Annotated in this window: 18 protein-coding genes and 1 pseudogene; 6 read left to right on the top strand and 13 right to left on the bottom strand. The window is 68.6% G+C overall.

Features of this window, described 5'->3' with window-relative positions:
- Positions 1 to 88: 88 nt before the first annotated feature.
- From VN779_RS12835 to VN779_RS12795, 9 genes are all read right to left on the bottom strand, one after another.
- Positions 89 to 607, bottom strand: a complete 519-nt coding sequence (locus tag VN779_RS12835; protein ID WP_325722822.1) for a DUF6098 family protein — start codon at positions 605 to 607, stop codon at positions 89 to 91.
- Between the two features lie 14 nt (positions 608 to 621).
- Entirely contained in the window at positions 622 to 1,752 is a 1,131-nt protein-coding gene (gene nrfD / locus VN779_RS12830) for an NrfD/PsrC family molybdoenzyme membrane anchor subunit (protein ID WP_325722820.1), read from the bottom strand.
- Positions 1,749 to 2,717: a 4Fe-4S dicluster domain-containing protein gene (locus VN779_RS12825; RefSeq protein WP_325722818.1), complete on the bottom strand. Its 969-nt coding sequence runs from the start codon at positions 2,715 to 2,717 to the stop codon at positions 1,749 to 1,751. The genes nrfD and VN779_RS12825 overlap by 4 nt, the downstream gene beginning before the upstream one ends.
- A complete protein-coding gene (gene fdh, locus VN779_RS12820) occupies positions 2,717 to 6,070 on the bottom strand; it encodes a formate dehydrogenase (protein WP_325722816.1) in 3,354 nt (1,117 codons plus the stop codon). The genes VN779_RS12825 and fdh overlap by 1 nt, the downstream gene beginning before the upstream one ends.
- A gap of 3 nt (positions 6,071 to 6,073) precedes the next feature.
- Positions 6,074 to 6,892: a hemerythrin domain-containing protein gene (locus VN779_RS12815; protein WP_325722814.1), complete on the bottom strand. Its 819-nt coding sequence runs from the start codon at positions 6,890 to 6,892 to the stop codon at positions 6,074 to 6,076.
- 311 nt (positions 6,893 to 7,203) lie between these two features.
- Positions 7,204 to 8,211, bottom strand: a complete 1,008-nt coding sequence (locus tag VN779_RS12810; RefSeq protein WP_325722812.1) for an SDR family oxidoreductase — start codon at positions 8,209 to 8,211, stop codon at positions 7,204 to 7,206.
- Between the two features lie 38 nt (positions 8,212 to 8,249).
- A complete protein-coding gene (locus VN779_RS12805; RefSeq protein ID WP_325722810.1) occupies positions 8,250 to 8,513 on the bottom strand; it encodes a hypothetical protein in 264 nt (87 codons plus the stop codon).
- An 89-nt stretch (positions 8,514 to 8,602) separates the two neighbouring features.
- Positions 8,603 to 13,189, bottom strand: coding sequence for an HAD-IC family P-type ATPase (locus VN779_RS12800; RefSeq protein ID WP_325722808.1), 4,587 nt, complete (start codon positions 13,187 to 13,189; stop codon positions 8,603 to 8,605).
- Positions 13,190 to 13,644: 455 nt separating this feature from the next.
- Complete coding sequence (locus VN779_RS12795; RefSeq protein WP_325722806.1) at positions 13,645 to 14,886, bottom strand: trans-sulfuration enzyme family protein; 1,242 nt, start codon at positions 14,884 to 14,886, stop codon at positions 13,645 to 13,647.
- Positions 14,887 to 14,944: 58 nt separating this feature from the next.
- Here VN779_RS12795 and VN779_RS12790 point away from each other — a divergent pair.
- Positions 14,945 to 15,412: pseudogene (locus VN779_RS12790) on the top strand (Lrp/AsnC family transcriptional regulator); the annotation flags it as partial.
- A 508-nt stretch (positions 15,413 to 15,920) separates the two neighbouring features.
- Positions 15,921 to 17,213: an alginate lyase family protein gene (locus VN779_RS12785; protein WP_414639661.1), complete on the top strand. Its 1,293-nt coding sequence runs from the start codon at positions 15,921 to 15,923 to the stop codon at positions 17,211 to 17,213.
- Positions 17,214 to 17,239: 26 nt separating this feature from the next.
- Here VN779_RS12785 and VN779_RS12780 read toward each other — a convergent pair whose 3' ends face one another.
- Positions 17,240 to 18,079: a discoidin domain-containing protein gene (locus VN779_RS12780; protein WP_325722800.1), complete on the bottom strand. Its 840-nt coding sequence runs from the start codon at positions 18,077 to 18,079 to the stop codon at positions 17,240 to 17,242.
- Between the two features lie 305 nt (positions 18,080 to 18,384).
- Here VN779_RS12780 and VN779_RS12775 point away from each other — a divergent pair, with 305 nt between their 5' ends.
- Positions 18,385 to 19,413: a LacI family DNA-binding transcriptional regulator gene (locus tag VN779_RS12775; RefSeq protein WP_325722798.1), complete on the top strand. Its 1,029-nt coding sequence runs from the start codon at positions 18,385 to 18,387 to the stop codon at positions 19,411 to 19,413.
- A gap of 32 nt (positions 19,414 to 19,445) precedes the next feature.
- On the opposite strand, the gene VN779_RS12770 is transcribed toward VN779_RS12775, so the two are convergent.
- From VN779_RS12770 to VN779_RS12760, 3 genes are all read right to left on the bottom strand, one after another.
- Positions 19,446 to 19,625: a hypothetical protein gene (locus tag VN779_RS12770; protein ID WP_325722796.1), complete on the bottom strand. Its 180-nt coding sequence runs from the start codon at positions 19,623 to 19,625 to the stop codon at positions 19,446 to 19,448.
- Positions 19,609 to 19,821 (bottom strand): helix-turn-helix transcriptional regulator, encoded by a 213-nt coding sequence (locus VN779_RS12765; protein ID WP_325722794.1) that lies wholly within the window; start codon positions 19,819 to 19,821, stop codon positions 19,609 to 19,611. The genes VN779_RS12770 and VN779_RS12765 overlap by 17 nt, the downstream gene beginning before the upstream one ends.
- 160 nt (positions 19,822 to 19,981) lie before the next feature.
- Positions 19,982 to 21,880 carry a glycosyl hydrolase family 28 protein gene (locus VN779_RS12760; RefSeq protein WP_325722792.1) on the bottom strand — a complete coding sequence of 633 codons (1,899 nt, stop codon included), beginning with the start codon at positions 21,878 to 21,880 and terminating at the stop codon, positions 19,982 to 19,984.
- A gap of 563 nt (positions 21,881 to 22,443) precedes the next feature.
- Between VN779_RS12760 and VN779_RS12755 the strand changes: the two genes are divergently transcribed.
- From VN779_RS12755 to VN779_RS12745, 3 genes are all read left to right on the top strand, one after another.
- Positions 22,444 to 23,115: a GntR family transcriptional regulator gene (locus tag VN779_RS12755; RefSeq protein ID WP_325722788.1), complete on the top strand. Its 672-nt coding sequence runs from the start codon at positions 22,444 to 22,446 to the stop codon at positions 23,113 to 23,115.
- A gap of 143 nt (positions 23,116 to 23,258) precedes the next feature.
- On the top strand, positions 23,259 to 24,206 hold the full coding sequence (locus VN779_RS12750; RefSeq protein ID WP_349260761.1) for a dihydrodipicolinate synthase family protein: 948 nt from the start codon (positions 23,259 to 23,261) through the stop codon (positions 24,204 to 24,206).
- Positions 24,207 to 24,334: 128 nt separating this feature from the next.
- Entirely contained in the window at positions 24,335 to 26,014 is a 1,680-nt protein-coding gene (locus VN779_RS12745; RefSeq protein WP_414639660.1) for an IlvD/Edd family dehydratase, read from the top strand.
- The last annotated feature ends 83 nt before the right edge of the window (positions 26,015 to 26,097 follow it).

Below are 26,097 nucleotides of genomic sequence, written 5' to 3'. Positions count from 1 at the left end.
AAGCGCTAGACGATGCGCGTCCGGTTCATGGTCATCCAGATCGTGAACCGGACGCGCTTTTGCGTGTCGCTTCGTTTCAGTGCCCGCGCTAGTGCTCGGAGCCCTCGTTCTCCTTATCCGCGTCATCCGAGCCGCGTCCGGCTTTGAACACGCGCTGGTACCGTTCCTGCGCTTCCTGAACTGCCTTCTGCCCGATCCAGCCGAGCGCTTTGACGTCCACGACCAGCGGCTCGTGGTCGGGACCGTTGCCCACTACCCGGCCGAGCAGCACCCACGGCCGCTGATCCGGTCTGCCGTCGCTGAGATCCGCGTACTTGCACACCCGCCGAGCGACCCAGTGCGCGGTCGGCCGTGACCACCACGGTTCAGGGGTCAGATTCGTCACGGACAGGCCCGGCAACTCGACCTCGGCCTCGTAATCCATGCTCTTCGGCCCGTCGGTCTGCGGCCCGCGAGAGTAGCGCACGAACACCTGCTCGTGCCCGATCACCAGGTCGACCAGTGCATCGAAGTCATCGATGACCGGCAGATCCGGCGCATCGTCCCCGGCGCCCTGGCCACCGTTCCGCGGGCTCTCCTGCGTTTCAGTCTGCTGGGTCTCACTCATGGTTCAGGTTCCGGTCAGGATGGCTCGCCGGGCGGGATCTCGGCAAGGCGCTCGCGCTGCGGCACGACCGTGTACTTCGGGTCCCGAGCGCTGGCCACTCCCGCCTTGAAGATGCCGAAGCGGGTGACCGCCGAACCGGCGAGCAGCGCCGCCCCGGACGCCCGCCGAAGCAGGGCGCTGCGACGTGACACGGCCGCGCCGACCGCCCCGGCCGTGGTCAGCACCTCTGCCGCCCTGATCAGCTGACCCGCCGCGCCCTCGTGGTAGCACTCGGCGGCTAAGCCCATGCGCTCCTCCATGAGCTTGGACATGCTGACCTCGGCCATCCCGGCGATCGCGCCGAGGCGGCGCACAGGCTCCGTTTCCGCGGCCGGTGCGGCCAGCAGCCCCAAGCCGCAGGCGGCCGCGGTGGCCGAGGACGCGAACACGAACGGCATCTCGCGGTGGCCCTCGTGCCAGGCCGGAACGGCGGTGTTGGAAATAAGCGCGGCCGTGTACGTCGCCAACGCCGGACCGAGCGCGCCCGCGCCGTAGGTCGCGGCAGTGCCGATCGGACGCAGCTTGCCGGTCACCGCGCATGCGGCGGCGGCGCCGGAGAGCGGCGCGAAACCAGCCAGGATCCACGAACCGACGCTCATCGGCGAGGTCGGCTTGAACATTCGCAGCATATTGAGGAAGCGCGCGGGTCGACCGAGGTCGTGAACGAGCGCGGCCAGCGACAGTCCGGCGGACCCGGCCACGCCGGCCTTCATCACCCGCGCGAGTCCGGGCCGTCCGCTCGCCTGCGCCGCAGCCGCGATCGTGGCGCCGGCGCCGGCCAGACCGCCCAAGAACAGATAGCCCGCGATATCAGCAGCCTGCCAAGTTGGTTCGTTCAGGATCGGTTTGCCGTAGTAGGACTGGAACTCGGCCCGCGGGACCATGAGTTCCTCGCGCTTCCCGCCGCCCCGGCGCGACGCGTGGCCGTTCGCGTCAGGCTCAGGCCTCTTAGACGCGGCCTCGGCGACCACGGCCGAACCGGGTACCGCCTCGCGCCCGGGCTGCGCCATCGGCGACAGGCCCTCGCGGGTGACCGCGTGCGCATGCCCGTTGCCGTCGTGCGGCGCCGTCGCCGCCCGCCGGGCCTTCTTCGTCTTACTGCTCATCGCCGCACTCTCCCCACCGCTGTCCCAGCTCCCCGGCCCGGCGTCGCGGCGAAGACCGCGGCCACGCCTCCGGCCAGTGCGAGCGCCGCCATACCGACCCGCCGCCACATCTGCGGCAGATCCCTCGTCGTCACCTTCGGATCCGGCGGCAGGCCGTACACCTCCGGCTCGTCCAGCAGCAGGAAGAACGCGCCGTCGCCGCCCACTCCGTCGCCAGGGTCGTGACCGTACAGCCGCGCCTCCGGGACGCCGGACCCGTGCAGCTGGGCCAACCGCTCGTCGGCGCGGGCGCGCAACTCGTCGAGCGGTCCGAACTGGATCGAGTCGGTCGGACAAGCCTTCGCGCACGCGGGCTCGGCCCCGACCTGGAGCCGGTCGTAGCACAGCGTGCACTTCCACATCCGGCCGTCATCAGGGCGCTGATCGATCACGCCGTACGGGCAAGCCGGAACGCAGTACCCGCAGCCGTTGCACACGTCCTCCTGCACGACGACGGTGCCGAACTCGGTGCGGATCAGCGCACCGGTCGGGCACACGTCCAAGCACGCGGCCTCGGTGCAGTGCTTGCACACGTCCGAGGCCATCAGCCAGCGCACCGGGTTGTCGCCGTCGCCACCGTCGCCCGCTGTCGCAGGGAGCTGAGCACCAGCACCAGCACTATCCCCGACCTGCGCCGGCGTGGTGATCTGCGCGCCCATCGACTTGGTCTGCTCGATGAACGCGACATGCCGCCAGGTGTCCGCACCGAGGCCCTGCGTGTTGTCGTAGGACATCCCGGTGAAAACCAGGCCATCCTCCGGAACGTGGTTCCACTCCTTGCACGCCACTTCACAGGCCTTGCAGCCGATACACACCGAGGTGTCGGTGAAGAAACCCATGCGCGGCGGCGCGTCCTGGTACCCGGTCGCACGCGCCGGATCCCGACCGTTGTCGAAGGCTGAGATCTCAACGTCCACGATGGCCATCAGCGCACCTCCATCCCGGTCTGCTCGGTGATCCCGGCCCGCCGGCAGTACGCCTCGACCAGTTCCCGCCTGGCCTTGCCGATCGGGCGGCGGCCCGGCTGGATGTCCACGGCGAACGCCTTGTCCTCCTGGATGTGCACGTTCGGGTCAAGGGTGACCGCGAGCAGATCGTTGGCCGAGTCACCTTTTGAAAGGCCCGAACGGCCCCAGTGGAACGGCAGGCCGACCTGATGCAGCGTGCGGCCGTCAACTTTCAGCGGCTTGATTCGCTCGGTCACCAGCACTCGCGCCTCGATCGCGCTGCGCGCGGTGATGATCGTGGCCCAGTCGCCGTGCACCAGGCCGCGTTCCTCGGCCAGTTGCGGCGAGACCTCGCAGAAGAACTCCGGTTGCAGCTCGGAGAGGTACGGCGTCCAGCGGCTCATGCCGCCCGCGGTGAAGTGCTCGGTGAGCCGATATGTGGTCGCCACGAACGGGAACACCTCGGCGCCCGGCTCGTTGCCGCTCGGCTGATACCGGTTGAGCTCGCGCGAGTACACCTGCCGTACCGGGCTGCGCTGCTGCCCGTAGAGCGGATTGGCGACCGGCGATTCCTGTGGCTCGTAATGCGTAGGCAGCGGCCCGTCGATCAGGCCCGCCGGGACATACAGCCAGCCTTTGCCGTCGCCCTGCATGATGAACGGCTGCGTGCCGGAGATCGCCTCGGGCCCGGTCGCCCCGGCCGGCGGGTTGTAGTGCGGCGACTTCGGCTTCTCGAAGTCGGGGATATCGTGGCCGGTCCATTCGGCCTCGTCCTCGTCCCACCAAACCAGGGTCTTGCGTTCGCTCCACGGCTTGCCGTCCGGGTCGGCCGAGGCGCGATTGTACAGGATGCGCCGGTTCGCCGGCCAGGCCCAGCACCACTCGGGGCCGAGCCAGTTCTGCTCCTTGCCCGGCTTGCGCCGCGCCGCCTGATTGACGCCGTCAGCGTAGACGCCGCAGTAGATCCAGCAGCCGCAGGCCGTGGAACCGTCCTCGTTGAGCTGGTCGTAGGCGGCCAGCGGACGGCCTTCGGCGTCCCAGCCGTTGATCTCGGCGAGCACCGCCTCCGCCTTCGGCTCAGCGATGGCGCCTTCCACGGGGTAGTCCCAGGTCAGGTCGAGGACCGGCCGGTCGCGCTCGTCCTGGGAGCCGTCGAGCAGCGCGCGGATCTTGTTGCCGAGGTGGTACATGAACCACAGGTCGCTGCGTGCGTCACCCTCCGGTTCGACCGCCATCCAGTGCCATTGCAGCATCCGGTTGGTGTTGGTGAAGGACCCAGATTTCTCGGTGTGGCTGGCGGCCGGGAAGAAGAACACCTCGGTGGCGATGTCCTCGGTACGCAGCTCCCCGGACTCGATCTCCGGGCCGTCCTTCCACCAGGTGGCCGACTCGATCAGGGAGAAGTCGCGCACCACCAACCAGTCCAGCTCGGCCATCGCCATCCGCTGCATCCGGCCGTTCGCCGACCCGACCGCAGGGTTCTGACCCAGCAGGAAGTAGCCCTTGCACACCCCGTCGAGCTGCGCCATCACCGTCTCATAGGTGCTGTGCGAGCCGGTCAGCCGCGGCAGATAGTCGAAGCAGTAGTCGTTCTGCGCCGTCGCGTGCGGACCCCAGTAGGCCTTCAGCAGGCTGACCATGTAGGCCTTCATGTTGCCCCAGAAGCCCTGTTCCGCCGACTCGCCCTTGACGTAGGCATCAAGGTCCTCATGCTCATGCGCGTGCGGCATCGGCAGGTAACCGGGCAGCAGGTTGAACAGCGTCGGGATGTCGGTCGAGCCCTGGATGCTGGCGTGCCCGCGCAGCGCCTGGATGCCGCCGCCGGGGCGGCCGATGTTACCGAGCAGCAGTTGCAGGATCGAGGCGGTGCGGATCATCTGCGAGCCGTCGCTGTGCTGGGTCCAGCCGACCGCGTAGGCGAAGGCGCTGGTGCGGTCGCGGCCGGAGTTGCGCACCAGAGTGCGGCAGACCAGGTCGAACAGCTCGCGCGGTATGCCGCAGACTCGCTCGACCATCTCGGGTGTGTAGCGGGAGTAGTGCCGCTTGAGGATCTGCATCACGCAGCGCGGGTGCTGGAGCGTGGGGTCGGTTTCCGGCTGGCCGTGGAAGGCCGCGCCACCGGAGCCGTGCGACTCGGAACGGCCGGCGTGTCCATGGCTGCTTCCGCCCCGGCCGCGACTGCCGTTGCCCTTGCCGTTGCCATGACCGCCACCGTTGCCGCCGCTTTCCGCTTCCTCCCCGCCCGAACCCTCCGCGGCGCCCTGGCCGACTTTCTGTTGCTCCTTGTACTGCTCGTCGCGTTCGCCGGCCGCGGACTGCATGTCCAGGCCCTCGTACTGCCAGGCCTCGGTGTTGTATTCGCGCCCGTCCTCGGACAGCCCACTGAACACGCCGTCCAGGTCCTCGGTGTCCGCGAAATCGTCGCGAATGATCGTCGATGCGTTCGTATATGCGAGCACGTAGTCGTGGAACCAGGCATCGTTGCTCAGCACGTAGTTGATGATCCCGCCGAGGAAGGCCACGTCGCTTCCGGCCCGCAGCGGCACGTGGACGTCGCTGACCGCGCTGGTGCGGGTGTAGCGCGGGTCGACATGGATCACGGTCGCGCCACGTGCCTTCGCCTCCATCACCCATTGAAAGCCGACCGGGTGCGCCTCGGCGAAGTTCGAGCCCTCAATCACGATGCAGTCGGCGTTCTGCAGGTCCTGCAGGCAGGTCGTCGCGCCGCCGCGGCCGAAGGAGGTGCCGAGTCCGGCGACCGTGGAGGCGTGGCACAGCCGCGCCTGGTTCTCCACCTGGATGATGCCGAGCGCGGTGAACAGCTTCTTGATGAGGTAGTTCTCCTCGTTGTCGAGGGTCGCGCCGCCGAGGCTGGCGATGCCGAGAGTGCGGCGAACTCGCTTGTCCTCTTCGTTCCACTGCCAGGTATCGCGCCGCGTCTCGACGACCCGCTTCGCCACCATGTCGAGCGCGGTGTCCAGCGGGATGCGCTCCCACTCGGTGGCGTGCGGGCGGCGGTAAAGCACGTGGTGCTCACGGGATTCGCCGGTGGTGAGCTGGAGCGAGGCGGCGCCCTTCGGGCAGAGCCGGCCGCGGCTGACCGGCGAGTCCGGGTCGCCTTCGATCTGGATGACCTTGTCGTCTTTGACGTACACGTTCTGGCCGCAGCCGACGCCGCAATACGGGCAGATGGACTTGACTACCTTGTCGGCGGTGATTGTTCGCGGCCGCAGTTCTTCGGTGCGGCGGGAGCGCGCCGCGGCTCCGCGTCCGGTGCGGTCGCTGCCGGTGATCTGGCGCAGGACCGGCCATGGCAGGTTGGCGATCGTCATGGTTCAGCCGGCCTTTCCAGTAGCGGCGATGCTTGCGGAATTTGCGCTGCGCGCGGCCTTGAACCGCCGGCCGGCCTCCTCGCGCGCCGCTTCGTCGACCCGCTCGCGCAATTCGGCGAGCACGGTGTCCTCGAAGGCGACGTGCTTGCGCAACGCGCTCGTCAGCGTCCTGACGAGTTCGTCAAACTCCGGCGTGGCCGGATCCGCCGACTCGATCTGCGCCAGCAGCCCCTCGGCCTCGTGCTCCTGCTGCTCGGCGCGCTGGGCGAGGTCCCCGCCCTTCGGCAGTCGATCGCGCACCAGCGGCCAGAACACCTCTTCCTCGGCATGCTCGTGTGCCTTGAGCTTGGCGCGCAGAAGGGCAAAGGCCTCGGCGCGGCGGCGCAGGTCGTCGGGCCGGCCGCCAGAGGAGGCACCGGGAAGGGTCTGCAACTGAAGCTGAAGGTGTCGGGCCTGGCCGTGGTCGTGCCCGATCACGTCGATGATGTCGTCGTCGTCTTCCGCGAGCGCCGACGGCGCGACGCCGTGCGCGGCCCAGGCGGCGCGTAGCGCGGGATCGGCAAGCGCGCGCTCACGAATCCAGGCGTCGGTTTGCTCGTCCCGCTGCGGAACGATCGACTTCGGGTTGCTCAGGTGTTGTGTGCTGGTCGATAGCGCACCCGGCCGCTTATCGGTCTCCCATCCGGGCGCATCACCGCCGTCGGCAGGCAGGCCGGTGGCGATGAGATAGGCCAAGCCCGGCGTCACCCCGAGCCGCTCGCCGATCTGCGGGTAGCTCAGGCCTGAACGCACCAGGGTGAGTATGGACTCCCGGGTCGGCATCGCGGCTCCTCTCGCGCGCGTCCCACCGTCCGCTCCCGGCGGGGCGCGATTGTCTACCCGATACCGCGCGGGAAATGCGCACCTTTGACCCGACCGCACTAACGAGCGTCGCCCGCGCCCTGTGTCGCCCTGTGCTCCTCGTGGACCTGGCCAGGTCGCCCGGTCCAGCCATTCGTCCGGGCGGGTCTGCCTCGCTGGTCGTGATCACCCCACTCGTCATCGCGGAAGTTCACGATCTGCTCAGTACGGCTGGCCAGCACGAGGCAGCCCACGACTTTCTCGATGATGTCTCCGGGAGGCCGGCGGGCCACTCAGTGCGTCGCAGGGCCCTGTCTCATCTGGTTGAGGCGGCGGGCCGCGCGATCGTTCAGCGCCGTCATCGCCCCGACCAGCCGTGAGTCGAGGCGGCGCGCTGCCGCAGCTCCAACCGCGCTCTCGGCGGCGGGGTCCTCGGCACGGCTCTTGCCCAGTGCGAGCTGCTGTTGCGGTGACTCGGTCGCGGCACGCATCAGCCGCGCCGTCGCGGTCAGCACGCGCGTAGTCGTCGCGGGTGCGATTCCTTGTATGCGCACAATCGCGTGGGCTGCCGCGCCGAGGATGATCTCGGGGCGGCGGTGCTCTGCGGCCCGGACCACGGCACGCGCCGCGCGGTCGGCGTCCATGGAAAGCCCTGGCAGGCTCGCCGCGGCCGCGAACCAGGCGTACTCGCGCTGCGTCTGACCACGGAACTCGGCCCCGAGATGGGAGCCGGTGCGCATCAAACCGGGGATCACCGTCGTCACGCTGATCTTGTCGGCGGCCAGTTCGGCGCGCAGCCCCTCGGACAGGCCGGCGAGTGCGAACTTCGCGCTGTCGTACGGCAGCAGGTGCGGGGCCGCGATCCGGCCGCCGAGCGAGCTGACGTTCACGATCGTGCCGCCACCGGAGCGCCGCATGATCGGCGCGATCGCGAGCACCAGACGCAGTGGCGCAAAGAACATCGCCTCCATCGCGGACCGGAAATCCGCCTCGTCCATGGAGGCGAGCGGTCCGACCTGGATGATGCCGGCGTTGTTGACGAGTATGTCGATGCCGCCGTAGCGCAGTTCCGCCTCCGCGATCAGGCGCTCTGCGGCGTGCTCGTCGGTGATGTCGCAGGGTACTGCGTAGACCTCCGCGCCCGCGTCATGCAGCTTCCACGCCGCCTGGTCCAGCGCCGTGGCGTCGCGGGCACAGATCAGCAGGCGTGCACCGCGGTTGGCCAGTTCGCGGGCGATGGCGAAACCCAGGCCGCGTGAAGCCCCGGTAACCAGTGCCGAGGCGCCCTTGAAGCGGTTCATGATCTACCTTCCGGCTCAGTGGGTTCGGCCCAGTTCGCTCAGCGCGGCATGGCCGCGGCGATCGCCAAATACTCATCGTTGGTGACCTCCACCGCGAGCCAGGCAGTGCCCTTGGATGCCAGCTCGACGCCGGGCACGACGTACACCGGCCCGCTGCGGTGCTCACCGATCCAGGCCTTCACCTCGTCGGTGTGCAGGCTGGGCAGTCGCACGTCCTCCCAGATCAACCCCTCGGGCACGACTTCATCCGGTCCGACCGCGATGACCGAGACGACCGCGTCGTGCAGTTTCGGAGTGTGCATCTCGCTCTCCTGTGTGCTCGAGTAATCAGGCTTGCGCAGCCCAAGCCCACGTAACCTGAGGACGGCCGGCTATGCGCAGATTCGATCGTTTACCGGGCGAACCTGTCGATCACCGCGGGAGCGGCGGCGCCAGCGACCGTCGCGGCGAGTGAGGACGCGCCAACGATGCCCCACGCCACCGGTCCGAGCGGAGTGCAGCCGAAGAAGCGGCTGACGACCGGTGTCTCCACGACCACGACGAGCGCCGCCGCCGAGGCCACGCAGGTGCCGATGACCAGCGGGCTGTGCCGCCCGGTCACGAGGGTCTGGCCTAGCTGGGTGCCGACGAGCGCCGCCAGACCCATGGTCGAGGCCCGGCGGCTGCGGCCAGTCACGCGGCCGGCCTGCCAGGCGAGCGTGGCGCCGAGCGCGGTCGCGCTGCCGCGTGCGGCAAGGTCGCGGGCCAGGGCCGGACCCCACACGCCGCCGAGTGAACCGGAGTCCGCGTTGCTGGACGCGGTGGCCGCGCCTGCGCTCGCGCCCTCGCCGTTCGTGGGCGGTCGGGCCGGGGCGAGCGCGACTGCGAGCGCAGGCAACATGTCCGTCATCATGTTGACCAGCAGGAACTGCCGTGTACCGAGTGGCGCACGTCCACCGATGGCGGTCCCGAGCACGGTGAACGCGACCTCACCGGCGTTGCCGCCGACGAGAATCGAGACCGCGTCACGAACGCTGCGCCACAGCGCCTTGCCCTCGGCAAGCGCGTCCACGATGCGCGCCGGGTCGGGGGAGGAGAGCACCAGGTCGGCCGCGTTGCGCGCGGGCATGGTTCCCTTACCGGCTAGCGCGATTCCCACATCGGCGAGCCGGATCGCTGCGGCGTCGTTGCTGCCGTCTCCGGTCATCGCCACGACGCGGCCGGACCGCTGAAGCGCCTGAACGATACGCACCTTGTGTTGTGGCGAAACACGAGCGAAGACACTGCTCGCGGCGATGCGGGCCTCGCGCTGGGACTTCGGCAGCCGGTCGAGTTCGGCGCCGGTGAGTACGTGCTGGGCGTTCGGGATGCCTAGCTGCCGCGCGATCGCCACGGCGGTCCGCGGATGGTCACCGGTGATCATGATGGTGCGGACTGCGGTGGCCGCCAGGCGCTCGATGGTCTCGGCCGCGCCAGGGCGCGGCGTGTCGGCGATGGCGACGAAGCCGACCAGGGTGAGCTTGGTGACCAGGTCCGCGAGGTGTTCCGGAGAGTCACCGCGAGCCGCGCCCTCGTTGGTGACCGCGCCGGTCTGCGCGATGGCGAGCACGCGCAGTCCCTCGTCGGCGAGCCGCTTCAGCGTGGCGGAGGCGGTGCTGCGACGCTGCTGCGTGAACGGCTTCGCGCCGCTGTCCGTCACGACACGGTCGCAGCGTTCGAGGATAACCTCTGGCGCGCCCTTGACAGCCAGCAGCATGCGACCGTCCTGCTTGCCGAGCGAGGCCGAGTAGCCCCGGGTGGTCTCGAAGGGCAGTTCCGATTCGAGATGCCAGGCCTCGTGTTCCGTTGCCGCATGCTCTCGCGCCGCCTGCACCACCGCGATATCCGTGGTGTGCACCAGGGTTCGCGCCGGATCGTCGCCGATATCAGGACACGCACACGCTGCGACGTGCAGCACATCGCGACCTCGTTTCGTGTCCAGCGGAAGATCCTGATCGAATGCTGCGATGCGACTGACGGAAAGCCGGCCCTCGGTCAGCGTGCCGGTCTTGTCGAAGCAGACCGTATCCACTCGGCCGAGCGCTTCCAGCGTGCTGGACGAGCGCACCAGCACGCCGTAGCGCGACAGCCTGCGCGCGGCGGCGAGCTGCGCGACGGTCGCCACCAGCGGCAATCCTTCCGGGACTGCGGCCACCGCGATGGCGACCCCGGATGCGACCGCCTGGCGCAGCGGCACTCCGCGCAGCACGGCCAGGCCGGTGACCGCCAGTCCGCCAATTCCGGTGGCAGGCAACGCGATCCCGGCAAGTTCGCTCAGCCGGGCCTGGATTCCGACCCGCGGCGGGGCAAAGGCGCTCGCGACCGTCGCGGCGCGGCCCGCCTCCGTGTCTGAGCCGATCGCGGTGACCACGGCGTATCCGGTCCCTGCGACGATGGTGCAACCCTCGTAGACCATGCAGGTTCGGTCCGCGAGCTCGGCTCCCGCGGTGGCCTCGACGGACTTGGCCACAGGCAGCGATTCGCCGGTGAGCGCGGATTCGTCGACCTCCAGCTCCTCGGCGCGGATCAGCCGGGCATCGGCGGGCACGATGTCGCTGGCCCGCAACACGATCACATCGCCGATCCGCAGCCGTTCGGCCGGAATGGTTTTTGTTCGGGCGCCGGTCAGCCCGGCGGTCCAATCGGCGTCAGAGTCCGCGTTGGCGAAACCGCTCGAGTGCTGATTCTCCGGACCGGACCAGCCGGCGATGCGTGCATTGGTCCGTTCGCCGAGCATCAGGCGGCGTAGCGCGCGCCGGGCCCGCAACTGCTGGCCGGCGCTGATGACCGCGTTGCCGCCCATCACGCCGCCGACCAGGATCGCGTCCACGCTTGAGCCGACCACCGCCGAGGCAGCCGCGCCGAGCGCGAGCACGGGGGTGAGCGGGTCGCGCAACTCTTCGGCGATCGCTCCCGCGAAGGTTGCCGTGCCGCGAGCCGGAGTGACGACCAGCTGTCGTATCGGCGTCGTCGACGCGGCTCGGCTCGCCGTACTGCGTGCGGCGCGAATCAAAGCCGGGGCCTGCGCCGCAGCAGCCTGCCGGTCCGCTTCCAGCCGGTACTCGCGCAACCGGGCGAACGCGTCCTGCGCCGAGAGCACGTGCCAGGACTCGTATACGGTGCCGCGGGGCTTTGCCGCACGCCCGATCCGCAATCCGCTGTACGCTCCGCCGGCCACGGCGATCATGGCTGCGCTGTGTACCGGAGACACCTGCGGTCCACGTCCACGCCCACGGCGCCGGTTCCCCGTCGTGGCCAGCAGCGCACCGAGCGCGCTGCCGCCCCAGGCGAGCCGGCTGGAGCGCTCGCTCACCGCGCGTGCGATCGGCACCGCGTTCAGGATCCGCCAGGCCTGCTCAAGTCCGGGGCCGCAGATCAGGTCGGCCGACCAGCCGACCGCGCCAGTAACCTCGCCGTTCGCGTGGCGCAGCACTGCGACGCCCACATCGGCCGCGCCAAGAGCGGCGTCGTGTGCGTTGGAGATGAGCAGCACACCGTGACCCTCGCCCTGAAGGCGCCGCACATGGTTGTGCAGATAGCCGTCGCTAGGCAGTACCTCATCAGCCCACTGCATCAACTCGCCGACGCTCGCGTGCTGTGTCAGCACAACTCGGTCCACGGCCGCGTGTGCGGCGGCGAGGACCGCGTCGGCCAGCGGATCGAGGGCGCAACCCACCTGGACGGTTCCACGCCGCGTGCCAGCCTCGTCCAGAAGGTCCAGCGTCAGCGCTCCTGGCTCGGCGGCCGATCGCGGTTGCTTCGACCGGCCTCGCGCGGACCGCGCCGAATAGCGCAGCCTCCACTGGTCGCTTGTCCACAGGTCTGTGGACCGATCGGGCGGCGAGCCGAGGAGCGCGGCTTCGACAACGGCCGCGCTCACCCGCTCGGCTTCCGCCGAATCAGAATCCGACGATGTATCAGATCCCTTCGTGCCGACGGTGATCAGGCGCGCGGCGATCTGCCAGACCTCAGCGTCATCGAGTCCTGTCTCTGCGTCCGCACCGCCTATGGCCGAAGCGGAGAGCACGACCGGCTTGGGTGCGCACAGCACCGACGAGTCGATGACCACCGTGTCGATCCGGTCCAGGCGGCGCAGTGCGGTCCCGTCCATCGGCACGACACCACGCCTGGCCAACTCCCAGCCGAGCGCGGCCGCGAATGCCTCACGTCCCTGCCGTCCGGCCTTCGGCATCGTGGCCAGCATCAGGTCGGCCGCCCGGCCCGGATTCCGCGTGAACGCGAGTGCGCCACCCGCGCCGAACAGCGAAGCGATCGACGAGCGCTCGCCAAGTCGCTCCACGGGCCCCGGCGGCAGTGGCGCGGGACGGGGCGTGTGTTCGTGTGCCTCCCGTACCAGCCCCTGCCCGTCGCGCACCAACTCGGACTCGCGCTGCCGCCAAACTGCCTGCCGGCTCAACCGCTCGATGAGCCGCACCGCGTGCTGAAAGCTGTCCACGGCCAGCGGCCCCGGCCCGCTGCTCGCCGCATTCACTGTCGAGGTCGCGAGCGAAACCAAGAGTTCCGCGTGCTGATGCCCTAGTCGAGTCGCCAGCAGTTCACGCAGCCGGGGATACGTGTCGGCGAACAGCAGCGGTATACGGGCACTGCGAGGCAAGAGCGAGACGTGCAGAAGCTGAGCGGTCGTCGCTACACCGAGCCCGGCCAGGTCGGTCATCAGCGCTACCGCCATGATCGCGACCGGTGCGTCATCCGCCGGATGCTCCGGCGTGCATCCGGCGCCCTCACCGGTGGAGAAGTCGCAGTCGCCGGTGCCGTGAATCTCCTCCACGGTCTTGATTACGGAGAGGATGTCCTCGATGTCGACGCGGTCCTCATCGAAGGCGAGCAGGACTTGCTGCGTAACAGCGTTGACCTGCGTCCACTTCACGCCCTTGAGCCGCTGGAGCGCGGCCGTGACGTCATCCGCGATGCGGCGATGCTGCTCACCGCTCCCCGTCATGCCCTTGACCTCGATGTGCGCGCGTCCACGCCGAGTCCACACCCGCCGGACCCCGCGGCTCGGCCCGACGTCGGTCAGCGAGCCCAGTGCCGAGACGTAGCGATACGGCAGGTTCTTCGCGGCGCGCGATGCGGCCTGGGAGGTGACGTGGGCGGTGGTCCCAACGGCGGTGGCAGCCGCCTGGCCGGCCGTCGCGCCGGCGACTGCGCGGGTGACGGTAGCGGTACCTCGGGCGGTCGCGGCGGCGAGGCGCGCCGATCCCGCTGTCGTGGCGAGTGTGTAAGCGGCTGCGGCGCGAGCGGTCGATAGGACGGAACGCTGTGAGCGAGACCGTGCATTGTGAAGCCGTGCATTGTGAGGCTGTGCATTGTGAGGCTGCGCAAGACGAACCATCGAGCTGACCGCCACTCCTCGACTGACCCGGGTGGGCCCGCCTAGTACCCGGCGAATCAGGGCTAAACGCGCGAAGCGGCTGTCCGGTGGATAGGTGCGGACGGCGCGGCGCAGGCGCGCAACGCCTGGTCTAGGTCCTCCCACAGGTCTTCCACGTCTTCCAGGCCCACGGACATCCGCAGCAGCCGGTCGCTGATCCCCGTCGCGGCCCGGTCCTGCGGATCCATGATGTGGTGGCTGATCGATGCGGGGTGCTGAATCAGCGTGTCGACACTGCCGAGACTCACCGCGGGAGTGATCAGACGGACCGCGCTGATCACGGCGTGCGGGTCGCCGATCGTCTCGAAGGACACGAGCGCGCCGCCCGAGGCCATCTGCATCGCAGGACGCTGATGGTCGCGGCCAGGGTAGTAGACGCGGCCGACCGCGGGGTGCCTGGCGAGCCGGTTCGCCAGTTCGGCGGCCGTCGCCGAGGCGGCGCGAACACGTAGTGGAAGCGTCGAAAGGCCGCGCAGCAGCAGATATCCGGCGAGTGGGTGCAAGACCGCGCCGGTGAGGAAGCGGATTTGTCGCAGTGTACGTGCATACTCCTCATCGCAGGCGATGACTCCTCCGAGCACATCGCCGTGGCCGCCGAGGAACTTCGTGGCGCTGTGCAGCACGAGCCGGGCACCGTGCTCGGCCGGCCGTTGCAGGACCGGGGTGGCGAAGGTGTTGTCCGCGAGTAGCGGCACCGGTGCGCACGCCTCGGCTAACTCGCGCAGGTCCACCTCGTTCAGCGTCGGGTTGGCCGGGCTCTCCACGATGACCAGACCGGTGTCCGGTCGCAGCGCGGTAGCTGCCTTCTCCGGCTCGACAAAGGTGACCTCGTTGCCGAGTAAGCCGGAGTCGATGAGGTGATCGCTGCTGCCATAAAGCGGACGCACGGCGACGACGTGCGGCTTTCCGGCGCTGACCGAGGCGAGCAGGCACGCCGTCAGCGCGGCCATGCCGCTGGCGAACGCGACCGCCGTCTCGCAGCCTTCGAGTTCGGCGAGCGCTTCCTCGAACCGGGCCACGGTCGGGTTGCTGATCCGCGCATAGACCGGCGGCCCGGGGCAGATCTCGCCGGTGCCCAGGACGTCAAGGCGCGCGGCCTCGCCGCGGCTGTCGCGGGATGGGTACGTGGTTGACAGGTCCAGCGGCGCCGCATGCAGGCCGAGATCGGCCAGGTCGTCGCGGCCTGCGTGGACCGCGCGCGTGGCGAGGGCGGCGGCGGGCACGCCGCGGCGGGTGGTCGGCTTCGCGGAGAGACGCTGCGTCATGAACCTTCATGCTCGGCACTTGCACGGGCCGACACCATATGTCCCGTATCTTGTTCGGATGAACGGCGAAAATGCCCGGCTTGATCCGGTAGACATCGCGATTCTGCGTGAGTTGCAGAACGACGGCCGGATGCCGAACAAAGACCTTGCCGACAAGGTCGGGATCGCGCCCTCGACCTGCCTCGATCGAGTGGCCAGACTGCGCCGCGTCGGCGCCATCACCGGGTATACGGCGCGGGTCAGCGCGCAGGCGATCGGGCGCCCGATCGAGGCGCTGCTCGCGGTGCAGGTCCGGCCGCACGCGAGGGCGGTGGTCGATCCGTTCATCGCGCACGTGCTGGCGCTGCCGGAGACCCGGTCGCTGCACCACACCAGCGGGCCGGACGACTACTTCGTGCACGTCGCCTGCGGCAGCGTCCAGGATCTGCAAAGCCTGGTACTCGACCAGTTCACCGCCAGGCCCGAGGTCGCCAGGCTCCAGACGCACCTGATCTTCGCGACCTGGGAGGGCAGCCCACTGTTGCCGTACGACGCGACGGGCGGCGCGGGTAGTAAAGGCGGCGCGGGTAGTAAAGACGGCGCGGGTAGTAAAGACGGTGTCGCCGGTCGGCGGCAGGATGGGGAGAAGAGAGCGAGAAGGTGACCGCAGCTCGGCGGCGGGAGGGTGATGAGCGTGGCAGGCGAGGAGGCACTGAAGTGCGCGGTCGTTGCGGTTGACCGCCTGCGCGCGCTCTGCCTCGCGTTGCCGGAGGTCGTTGAACGGCTCAGCCCCGGCGAGCCTGATCCGAGAGCTTGACGCGGACTGCGCAGAATCTCGCTGATCGCGTCTCGTCTCTGGTCTAGTTAATTCCCTTCACTCAAAGGGGTGCCCTCGGGCGAAGGTGCGAGTACATTCGGCTGCGTAGCCGTGATTCACATAGATGCCTACGATTCATATATGTGAAAGGTGCGCTGTGTCGAAGAGGACCGCAACGCAGAAAGCTCCGCTGAAGAAGATCACCGCCCTCGTCCTGGCCACCGGCGTCGCGTGCGCCGTGGCCCTCGTACCCGCGTCCGGCGCATCAGCGGCCACCGCCACCGCTGACACTGCGGCCAACATCCCGCCCAGCATCTCAGCACACTGCGGTTGGCCCGAGCCGCAAACGCTCTGCCCGCCCGCAACCGTGGTACTGGACGGAAACCGGCTCTTGCTGAACCGCCTAGGCCTACTCGTCGGCGACCCCACCCTGCACAAGTCGCTCAACAATCTGCTGGCCATCACGCAGCCCGAGCTGACCGCGGGACCCTGGTCAGTTACCGACAAGACGATGCTGCCGCCAAGCGGTGACAAGCACGATTACCTCAGCCTCGCGCCGTACTGGTGGCCCACGCAGCCGATGACGCCGGCCAATCCCTGGGGCTGCCCATATATCCAGAAGGACGGCCAGCGCGACCCGATCGTCGACAGCATTCCCGACCACGCCGAACGCGGCAGCGCCTTCTCAGCCATCTACGATCTCTCGCTCGCCTGGTACTACACCCGCGATCCGCGTTACGCGCAGCGCGCCGAACTTGACGTGCGTACATGGTTCCTCGACACGGCGACGAAGATGAATCCGAACCTGAACTACTCGCAGGGAATCCCCTGCCAGGTGGACGGGCGCGGCATCGGCATCATCGAGTTCTCCGAAGCACTCACCGACGTCGTCGACGCCACCGCGATCCTCGACGATGGCGCGCCCGGCTGGACCCGGACCGACCACAGCGGCATGACCGATTGGTACTCCGCGTTCCTCACCTGGCTTCGCACCAGCTCGAACGGAAGCGATGAAGCGTCCCAGCAGAACAACCACGGCACCTTCTACGACATGCTGTGCGCCGCGCTCGCGCTTTCGGCCGGCCAGCGGGATACCGCGCGCGCCATCGTGCAGCAGGCCGAAACGAAGCGAATCAACGTTCAGATCAGCGCGTCCGGCAGCGAGCCGCTTGAGATATCAAGGACGCGCAGCTGGCACTACTCCACCTTCAACCTGGTCGCGCTGACGAGACTCGCCCAAGTCGGCCGCCATGTCGGTGTCGACCTTTGGGATTACAAGTCCCCGGCTGGCAGCGGCCTGGCCAGCGCGGTCGACTTCCTGCTCCCGGCGGCAGTAGGCGGGAAGTCCGCGTGGCCGTACCCGGAACTCAGCTTCCAGCAAGACGCCGCACTCGACATCGTGCACGAGGCGGCCGATGCCGGGGATCGTCAGGCGAGGGCAGCGCTGCCGAACATTCCTGCCCCGTCATTCGGTGACCTATATCCGATCGCTCCGGCGGCAGAGCAGTTAGACGATATATCTGGCTCCTGATTATCCGGTACCGTCCGGAATCCGATTTACAGAGCACTGATGCCGGCCGTACCGTGCGGCGACTCCTCCGCGCGGTACCGCCAGCAGTTGTGCTCGCAGAGCAGCACCCCGTCTGCATCATGCAGTTGCAGAGAGATCAGGTGCGTTGCCGAGAAATACGCCGGCCGGGAGACGACGAATCCGGCCGCGACGGATAAGGGCTCGATGGTGACTTCCCGCTGCTCGATCTGGCTCAGCTGCTTACCGAAAGGCTCGTAGATCCGCGCCGAGATGCTGGCTGCGACGATGGGTACCGCGGTGTGGTTGATCGCGAAGATCTGCCACGTCACGGGATCGGCCTGGACATGAAGCGGCGGGCAGTCGGCGAAGCACGGCGGCACAGTGACGCCGAGGTCGATCCGCGGCCCGGTGAACAGTTCGTCGACCGTCGCGAGATCGGTCCACGTCTGGCCGTCGCCGGACACCGCAACTCGCAGTGCGAGATCGCTTGTGTCCGGTGCGTCCGATGCAACGCAGACTTGCTCGAAGAACACTGAATCGCCGAGATCGACCTGTATCCACGGCCGATCGTCATGAGGAGCGGGCAACCACCGGGTACACGGATTGCCGTCGACCGCGCTGGCTGGGGCCATGGGGTTGTCGGCTATTGAGCCTCCCGGTGCCATGGAAGACGCGGACACCTGCTTGCGCAGCGCGAGATCGATGGAGGGCGAGGACCCGTCGAGCACTGACAGGGCTCTGATCGGCGCAGGCAAGATCGCGTGGTCGGCTGATTCCAACGAGACCCGCACGTGCCGCGCCTGCTGCCTGGGGAATGTAACGATGCGCGGCGCAGCGCCGACCCGAGGTACTCGTGTCCGCGGCACGGACGCCGTCCTCTCGGCGAACAGGACAGGTCGCGCGCGGTTCCCTTCAACAGTGCCCGCTTCTACGGCGCCCCCGGGAACACTGCTTCCTTGAGGTGGAGCGAGCAGGGTGGCGCCGCCGAATTGGAACCCTGGGCGAGACACGGCCATGGTGCAGGCCCTACCCTTCTCGGGTATGACAACGTTGTCAGGGGAATCCTCGCCGTCCGCCGGAATGCTGTCAACCCTTCCGGCGCGCGCCGGACCGCAGGGGTCACCGTCGACTTGAGCGCACGCGAACGACCCCGGATAAGACAGGAAGCCAGATGAGCGGGCCAGCGCCGACCGAGCCGAGCCGACCGACGCTGCGGCAGGTCGCCGATCTGTCCGGAGTGAGCCTCAAGACCGCCTCGCGCGTGTTCAACGAGGAGCAGTATGTCGCGCCCGAGACCGCGGCCCGAGTGCGCGCTGCCGCGGCCCAACTCGGCTTCCGGCCGAACACGATCGCTCGCGAGCTGCGGGCCGGTGCCCGCTCAGCTCTGGTCGGCCTGATCATCGGTGACGTCGCGAACCCGTTCTACGCGCGGATCGCGCGTGGGGCTGAGCGACGGCTGCGTGACGCCGGCCTACGGCTGATCACCGCGAGCACCGAGGAGGACCCGGCGCTGGAGCGGGCGCTGGTCTCCGATCTGCTGGAGCGGCGGGTGAGCGCGATGTTGATCGTGACCTGCGGCTCCGATCACGGCTACCTGCAACCGGAGCGCAATCTCGGCACACCGCTCGCATTCCTGGACCGCGCGCCGCAGGACATTGACGCCGACTCCGTGGTGCTGGACAACCACGCGGGAGTGACCGACGCCGTTCGTCAGCTACTCGATCGCGGGCATCGCCGAATCGCTTTCGTCGGCGACCTAAGCCGGCTGCCGACGCACCTCGAGCGTGTCGCAGCCTTCGAACAAGCCGTTACCGAGGCGGGTATTGCTGACTGGCGCCGCTACATGCGCGATGGAGCGCACGAGACGGACAGCGCGGAAGCGGAAGTGCGGGCGCTGCTCTCGCTGCCGATCCCGCCGACCGCCTTGGTGACCGCGAACAACCGGATCACCATCGGCGCGTTGCGCGCGCTGCGCGGCTCGACGCAGCCCCCCGCGCTGATCGGGTTCGACGATTTCGACCTGGCCGACCTGCTGGGTGTGACGGTGATAGCGCACGATCCAGAGCAGATGGGGCAGCTGGGAGCCGAGCTGCTGCTCGACCGGCTGGCCGGCCGCTGGGGCCCGACCCGCAGGGTGCTGATGCCGACCCGGCTGCTACCCCGCGGCTCCGGCGAGCGCGAACTGGCCGTGACCGCCTGAGCACTTCTTGGGTCCTTAGCTGTTGCCCTGCACTACTGCCGCACGCGCTGCGCGACAACCGACGCGGTGTAGGTGATGCCGCCGACTGCGGCGAGCCAGATATACGGAGAGCCGGAGTGCCCGCGTTCCAGTTCGACGACTGCGGGCGTGATCCAGAAAACCGCACCGTGCTTGCGGCCAAGCCTCTTGGCCGGCTTACCGCTCTGCGACATGGAAGACCTTCTCGACAGTGGTTCCGAAGAACCTGGCCAGAGCGATGGACAAGGCGAGAGACGGGGTGTAGCGGCCGGTCTCGATCGAGTTGACGGTCTGCCGGGACACCCCGAGCGCCGCGGCCAGGTCGGCCTGCGACAGGTTCTTCGCCGCGCGCAGTTCGCGCACGACATTCCCGGTGACCACTAACTCCATCGCCCGACGCTCCGCTCGTTCGCCTGCTTGCCCGCCGCACACATGTAAAGCTTGCTTGACATCGCCAGTGTCGCCAAAGCGCGGAGAGATGTCAAGCAAGCTTTACAGTGCCGGTTGCGCGGGTCGCCGACCCGAGTCAGTGGTTGCCGCAGCTACCGCCTTACAGTGGCGGGTATGACGGGAAGCTGCACGACGGGACGCTGCCGCTGCCCGAGATGTTGCTGACCGTCACGCCGGTGCCTGAGGCGGTGATATTGGAGTTGTAGAGCCCGATGTTCGCGTACTGAGCCGTCGTCTTGGTCACGTCGAGCTTGATGTTCTCCAGCTTCAGGCCGAGCGGGTGCGACGAGTCGTACCCGTCGAGCTGCGAGGTGGCGCTGGACGCCGAGCTGACCGAGACCACGCCGTTGAGCGTGATGTCGGAGAAGTTCGGGATCGCCGAACCGTTGCCGCTGGAGTAGTTGGGATCCATCACGATCAGGTCCTTGACCCCGGTCATGCAAATATTCTGATACACGACCTGCGAAACGGTGCCGCCGGCGCTCGAATCGCTCTTGACCCGGATGCCGTTGTTGCTGGAACTGGTGATCCCGCCGGTGTCCGTACCCGCGACCGTGTCGTTGAGGAAGGTCACGTTGTTGACGCCGCCGGCCGTCTGGCTGCCGATCGACAGGCCGTGCGTGCCCCAGCAGTGCGTGTTCTCGACCGTGATGTGGCTGGTCAACGAACCGGAGTCGGACTTGACCGCGATGCAGTCGTCGCCGTCCTGGATGTAGGAGTCGTTGATCAGCACATTGGTCGTGTTCTGCGGGTCCACGCCATCGGTGTTGCGCGAGTTGGCCGGTGTCTTGATCCGGATGCCCCAGACCGTGATCCCGCTGCCGCCCTTGAACAGCGCGTGATACATCGGTGAGTTGATCAGGTCGATGTCATACAGCGTCAGATTGCTCGCGCCGTTGCTCTGGACCAGCTTCGGGTTGTTCTGCGAGCCGCCGCTCTTGGCCGCGGTCGCCAGCTGCCACCAGGTCTCGCTGGTGCCCAGCATGGCCTGGCCGCCGCGTCCGTCGACGATGCCTTGGCTGCCCGAGGAACTGCGGGTGCCCATCAGCCCGGCGCCGGAACCGCTCAGCGTGATGAACGGAGTGCAGCCGTTGTCGCTGGAGGTGATGGTGCCGCAGGTCGACTTGCCGGAGATCTGGTAGTTGGCAGGGTTGCGGGAGGCGTACAGCGTCACGCCGGCGTCAACCAGCAGTACCTCGTTGCTGCCGATGCTCAGCGGGCCGCTGAGGAACGCGGTGTTGCTTCCGCTCGCCTTCAGCTCGACTGCCTTGCCGCTGCCCGCGCAGCTGCTTAGCGCGGACTGGATCCGCGCGGTGTCTGGCGGGGCCGACTCAGCGCTCGAAGAGAACTGCTCGTTGCTGGTGGCCAGGGTCGCGCTAAGCGGCTGACAGGTCGCCGGCACGCTCGGCTGCCCCGGCTGGCCCGGCGAGGAGGAAGGACTGGCCGATGGACTTGCCGAGACGGATTTCGACGGCGAGGCCGACGGGCTCGGGGTGCTGCTGGGAGTGGACGAGGAGCCGGACGCCGACGGGGTCGGCCCGCCGCCGCCGTTGCAGGCGACGCCGTTCAGCGTGAACGCGGTCGGGTCGGTGTTCGAGCTCGTATAGGTGCCGGTGAAGCCGATCGAGGTGCTGGCTCCGGTGGCCAGCGCGCCGTTCCAGCTCGCGCTCGCCACGGTCACGTTGTGCCCGCTCTGCGTCCAGGTCCCGCTCCAGCCGCTGGCGACCTGCTGGTCGCCGGGGAAGGCGAAGGCCAGGGTCCAGTTGCTGATCGGCGAGCCGTTGTTGGTGATCGTGATCCCGGCCTGGAAGCCGCCGGGCCAGCTACCGGTCACCGAATACGAGACCTGACATGGCGCGGTCGCGGCGGTGGCGCTCATGGACACCGCGGTCAGGCCCGCCGCGACGAGCGCGGTGACGCCGGTGACGCACGCCAGGGCGCGGCCGGTCCTTCGGTGGTCCGGCCGAGAATGTGTGGAGTCTGCGGAAGGTGGTCTCATCGCGTTCCTTAGCTGCCTTGGTCCGGCGAGAACAGTGGCCGCCACCCTCGAACGGCACGCGCAATGTAGACGGGGTCGCAGAGGCGGACAACGAGCGTCCCGGCCTTTCATACCTGCAGCGGCGTCGAATATCCGTCGAACACTGAGGTGGCACCACGCGCTGCCGCCCAAGCCCATGCCAGTGACCGGAATCGAAACTTTCACTGACCGTTGACGAGCCGTCGTGTGATGGATACTTTGCATCGCACGTCATATATGAGACTTCGGATCTGGTCCGAGCGCGCGCGGCTGCGAGCCGGGTCTCGATGGCGCGGTTCCATCCGAAACACCTAGCCCGCGCGGGCGGCCGGCCTTCACCCTCATTTAGGGCCGGCTTCCCGCGCGGGACCTTTGTTTCCGGGGCGGAATCGGGCGAATCGGCACAAGCGGTCGAGGGCCGAATCAACCCGCGGCGACCTATTGACCTGTGCGTTCCGACGGCGTAGCTTCAGCACATCGTATATGAAATATTCAATGACAAATCTTGATCAGCGGACGGACGGCCGCGCACCGAACGGAGTCAGATGTCGAACACGGTCGTGCCCTCGGTCTCGGTGCCCTCGCGCACCGAGGCGGTGCTGGACGCGCTCAAGCACGCGATCCTCACCGGGCGGCTGCCTCCCGGCCAGCCGCTGATCGAGAACGACCTGGCCGCGCAGCTCGGCGTTTCGAAGACCCCGGTCCGTGAGGCGCTCAAGACGCTGGCCGGCGCCGGCCTGGTGACCATGAGCCCGTATAAGGGCGCCATGGTGCGCACCGTGGACGACGCGCTCGCGCACTCGGTCTACGACATCAGGCTGCTGCTTGAGCCGGAGGCGGTGCGCCGGGCCGTGGCCAGCGGAGCCGCGGCGGCCGCGCACTGGACGGCCGCGGGCGATGCGCTCGACCGGGCCGACGCGTGCAGCGACCGGGCCGACCGCTCGCTGGCCAACCGCGAGTTCCACCGGGCGCTGTACCTCGGCTGCGGCAACGACCTGATGGTCGGCATCCTCGACGGCCTACGCGACCAGACCGCATTGGTCTCGGCCGTCGTGTGGAATCGCACGCCCACCTGGGAGCAGGAGGCCGCCGAGCACCGGGCGATCCTCGAAGCGGTTCTGGATGGATCCGCAGCCCGGGCCGCACAACTGCTGCGCGAGCACATCGCCGCGTTCGTCGAGCGCAACTTCGGCACGGCGTTGCTCACAAAGCTGTGAACGAACCGGCACGAACCCGGGCTGCCCGATCCGGCCCGAACAGAACGGCCTTGATGTACGGCGGTCCGGCCCGCGGCAACGGACCGGACCGCCTCTGAACCGCACACGCTCCGCACCGCACCGTGAAATGAAGTTGGAGCAGCATGCAACCCGATGATGACAGAGGTACGGCCGTCCCGGGACTGGAACGCGCTCGCGCCGCTCTGACGGGCGTGGTCGCCATCCCGGTGACCCCGTTCGCCGCGGACGGCGGGGTCGATTGGGACCAGCACGGCGCCCTGCTGCGCCGCCTGGTCTCCGGCGGGATCGGCGTGGTCACCCCTAACGGCAACACCGGCGAGTTCTACACGCTGGACCCGGCCGAGGCCCGCCGCGCCGTCGAGAACACGGTCAAGGAGGTCGGCGACCGGGCGGCCGTAGTTGTCGGCATCGGCCTCGACACCGCGAGCGCGATCGCCGCGGCGACGCACGCCCGCGACTGCGGCGCGCAGATGGTGATGATCCATCAGCCGGTACACCCGTACATTTCCGGTGAGGGTTGGACCGAGTACCACCGCACCATTGCCGACGCGGTGCCGGAACTCGGCGTCGTGCTGTACATCCGGGACGCGCGCATCACCGGCGAGCAGATCGCCCGCCTCGGCGAGCTGTCCCCGAATGTGATCGGCGTGAAGTACTCGGTCGCCGACCCGGTCCGCTTCGCCTCGGTCGCCCACGACGCGGGACGCGAGCGCTTCGTGTGGATCGCGGGCTTGGCCGAGCTATCCGCGCCGGGGTATTTCGCGGTCGGCGCCTCTGGCTTCACCTCAGGACTGGCGAACGTGGCGCCGGTGGTCTCCTTGGAGATGTACCGGCTGCTCGCGGCCGGTGACTACCGCGGCGCGCTCGAAGTCTGGGACCTGATTCGCCCGTTCGAGCAGCTGCGTGCGGCGGATTCGGCGGCCGACAACGTGAGCGTGGTCAAGGAGGCGCTGGCGCAGCTCGGCCTCTCCCGCCGCGATGTGCGTCCGCCATCGCGCACTCTGCCCGGGCCGCTGCGTGATCACGTCGAGTCGATCCTCGCCAACTGGGGCGCCCGATGGCAGTTCTAGACAGTGTTGTTTCAGACCGTGCAGCCTCAGACAGCGCCGCCTCAGGCAGCACCGGTTCACCCTCGCCCACCGCACAGCCCGCGCTGCGCAGCGCGGCCTGGTTCGGCGAGGGCGAGATCGGCGACCACATGCGCGCCTTCAGCCACCGCTCGCGGATCAGTCAGCTCGGCTACCAACCCGAGGAATACCTGGGCAAGCCGATCATCGCGATTCTGAACACGTGGTCTGACATCAACCCGTGCCACATGCACCTGCGCGAGCGCGCCGAGGCGGTCAAGCGCGGAGTCTGGCAGGCCGGCGGTTTCCCGCTGGAGTTTCCGGTCTCCACCCTCTCCGAGACCTTCCAGAAGCCGACCCCGATGCTCTACCGCAATCTGCTCGCCATGGAAGCGGAGGAGCTGCTGCGCTCCTACCCGGTGGACGGCGCGGTGCTGATGGGTGGCTGCGACAAGACCACGCCGGCGCTGCTGATGGGTGCGACCAGCGCGAACCTGCCCGCGGTGTTCGTGCCGGCCGGTCCGATGCTGCGCGGCAACTACCGCGGCAAGGTCCTCGGCAGCGGAACGGATCTGTTCGGGTACTGGGACGAGCACCGCGCCGGCCGGATCACCGACTGCGAGCTAGCCGAGGTCGGCCGCGGCCTGGCCCGCTCGCCAGGGCACTGCATGACGATGGGCACCGCCTCGACGATGACCTCGGTCGCGGAGGTGCTCGGCGTGGCGCTGCCCGGCTCGGCTTCGATTCCCGCGGTCGACTCGGCGCACCACCGGATGGCCGCGTCGGCCGGGATGACCGCGGTGCGGCTGGTCCAAGAAGGCCGGGTCATCCGCGACTACCTGAGCCGCGAGGCCTTCGAGGACGCGGCCGCGACCGTGTTCGCGCTCGGCGGCTCGACCAATGCCCTGATTCACTTGGTGGCGATGGCCGGGCGCGCCGGGGTGGAGTTGAACCTCGACGACTTCGACGCGATCTCCCGCCGGATCCCGGTACTGGCGAACCTGCGGCCCGGCGGCGAGTACCTGATGGAGGACTTCTACTACGCCGGCGGCCTGCCCGCGCTGCTCGCGCAGCTGGCCGAGGCGCCCGGGGCGCTGCACCTGGATCGTCCGACGGTCGGCGGCGGCACCGTCGGCGAGCATCTGGCCGACGTCCACCCCAACAACCCAGACGTGATCCGCTCGGTGGAAGAGCCCTGCGACCCCGAGGGCGGCCTCGCGGTGCTGCGTGGCAACATCTGCCCTGACGGCGCGGTCATCAAATACATCGCGTCGCGCAAACCCAGCCTGCTCAAGCACACCGGCCCGGCGGTCGTCTTCGACTCGTACCCGCAGTTGCGCGAAAACATCGACGACCCCAAGTACAACATCACGCCGGACACGGTGCTCGTGCTGCGCGGCGCCGGACCGATCGGTGGTCCCGGCATGCCCGAGTACGGCATGCTGCCGATCCCCAAATACCTGCTGGAGCAAGGCGTCACCGACCTGGTCCGGATCTCCGACGCGCGGATGAGCGGAACCAGCTACGGCACCTGCGTCCTACACATCGCCCCCGAATCCCATGTCGGCGGCCCGCTCGCGCTGGTGCGCACCGGCGACCAGATCAGCCTTGACGTCGAAGCCAGAACCCTGACACTCGACGTCGGGCAGGACGAACTGGACCGCCGCCGCACCGAGTGGCGCCGCCCCGAACCCCGGTACGAGCGCGGCTACGGCGCGCTGTACCAGGACCACATCACCCAGGCGAACCAGGGTTGTGACTTCGACTTCCTGGCCCGCCCGGGCGAGAACCCGCAGCCCGACCCACACTGAACCGGCCCACTGCGCCCACTGAGGAGCATGCGCCCACTGAGAAGCACCGGCACGCCGCTAGTCCCGGGCGGTTCCCGCACTGA

Origin of the sequence: Actinocrinis sp. (assembly GCF_035605935.1) — a bacterium.
Lineage (GTDB): Bacteria > Actinomycetota > Actinomycetes > Streptomycetales > Catenulisporaceae > Actinocrinis.
The sequence above is the reverse complement of the archived record's forward strand: the minus strand, read 5'-3'. Positions and strand labels throughout refer to the sequence as shown.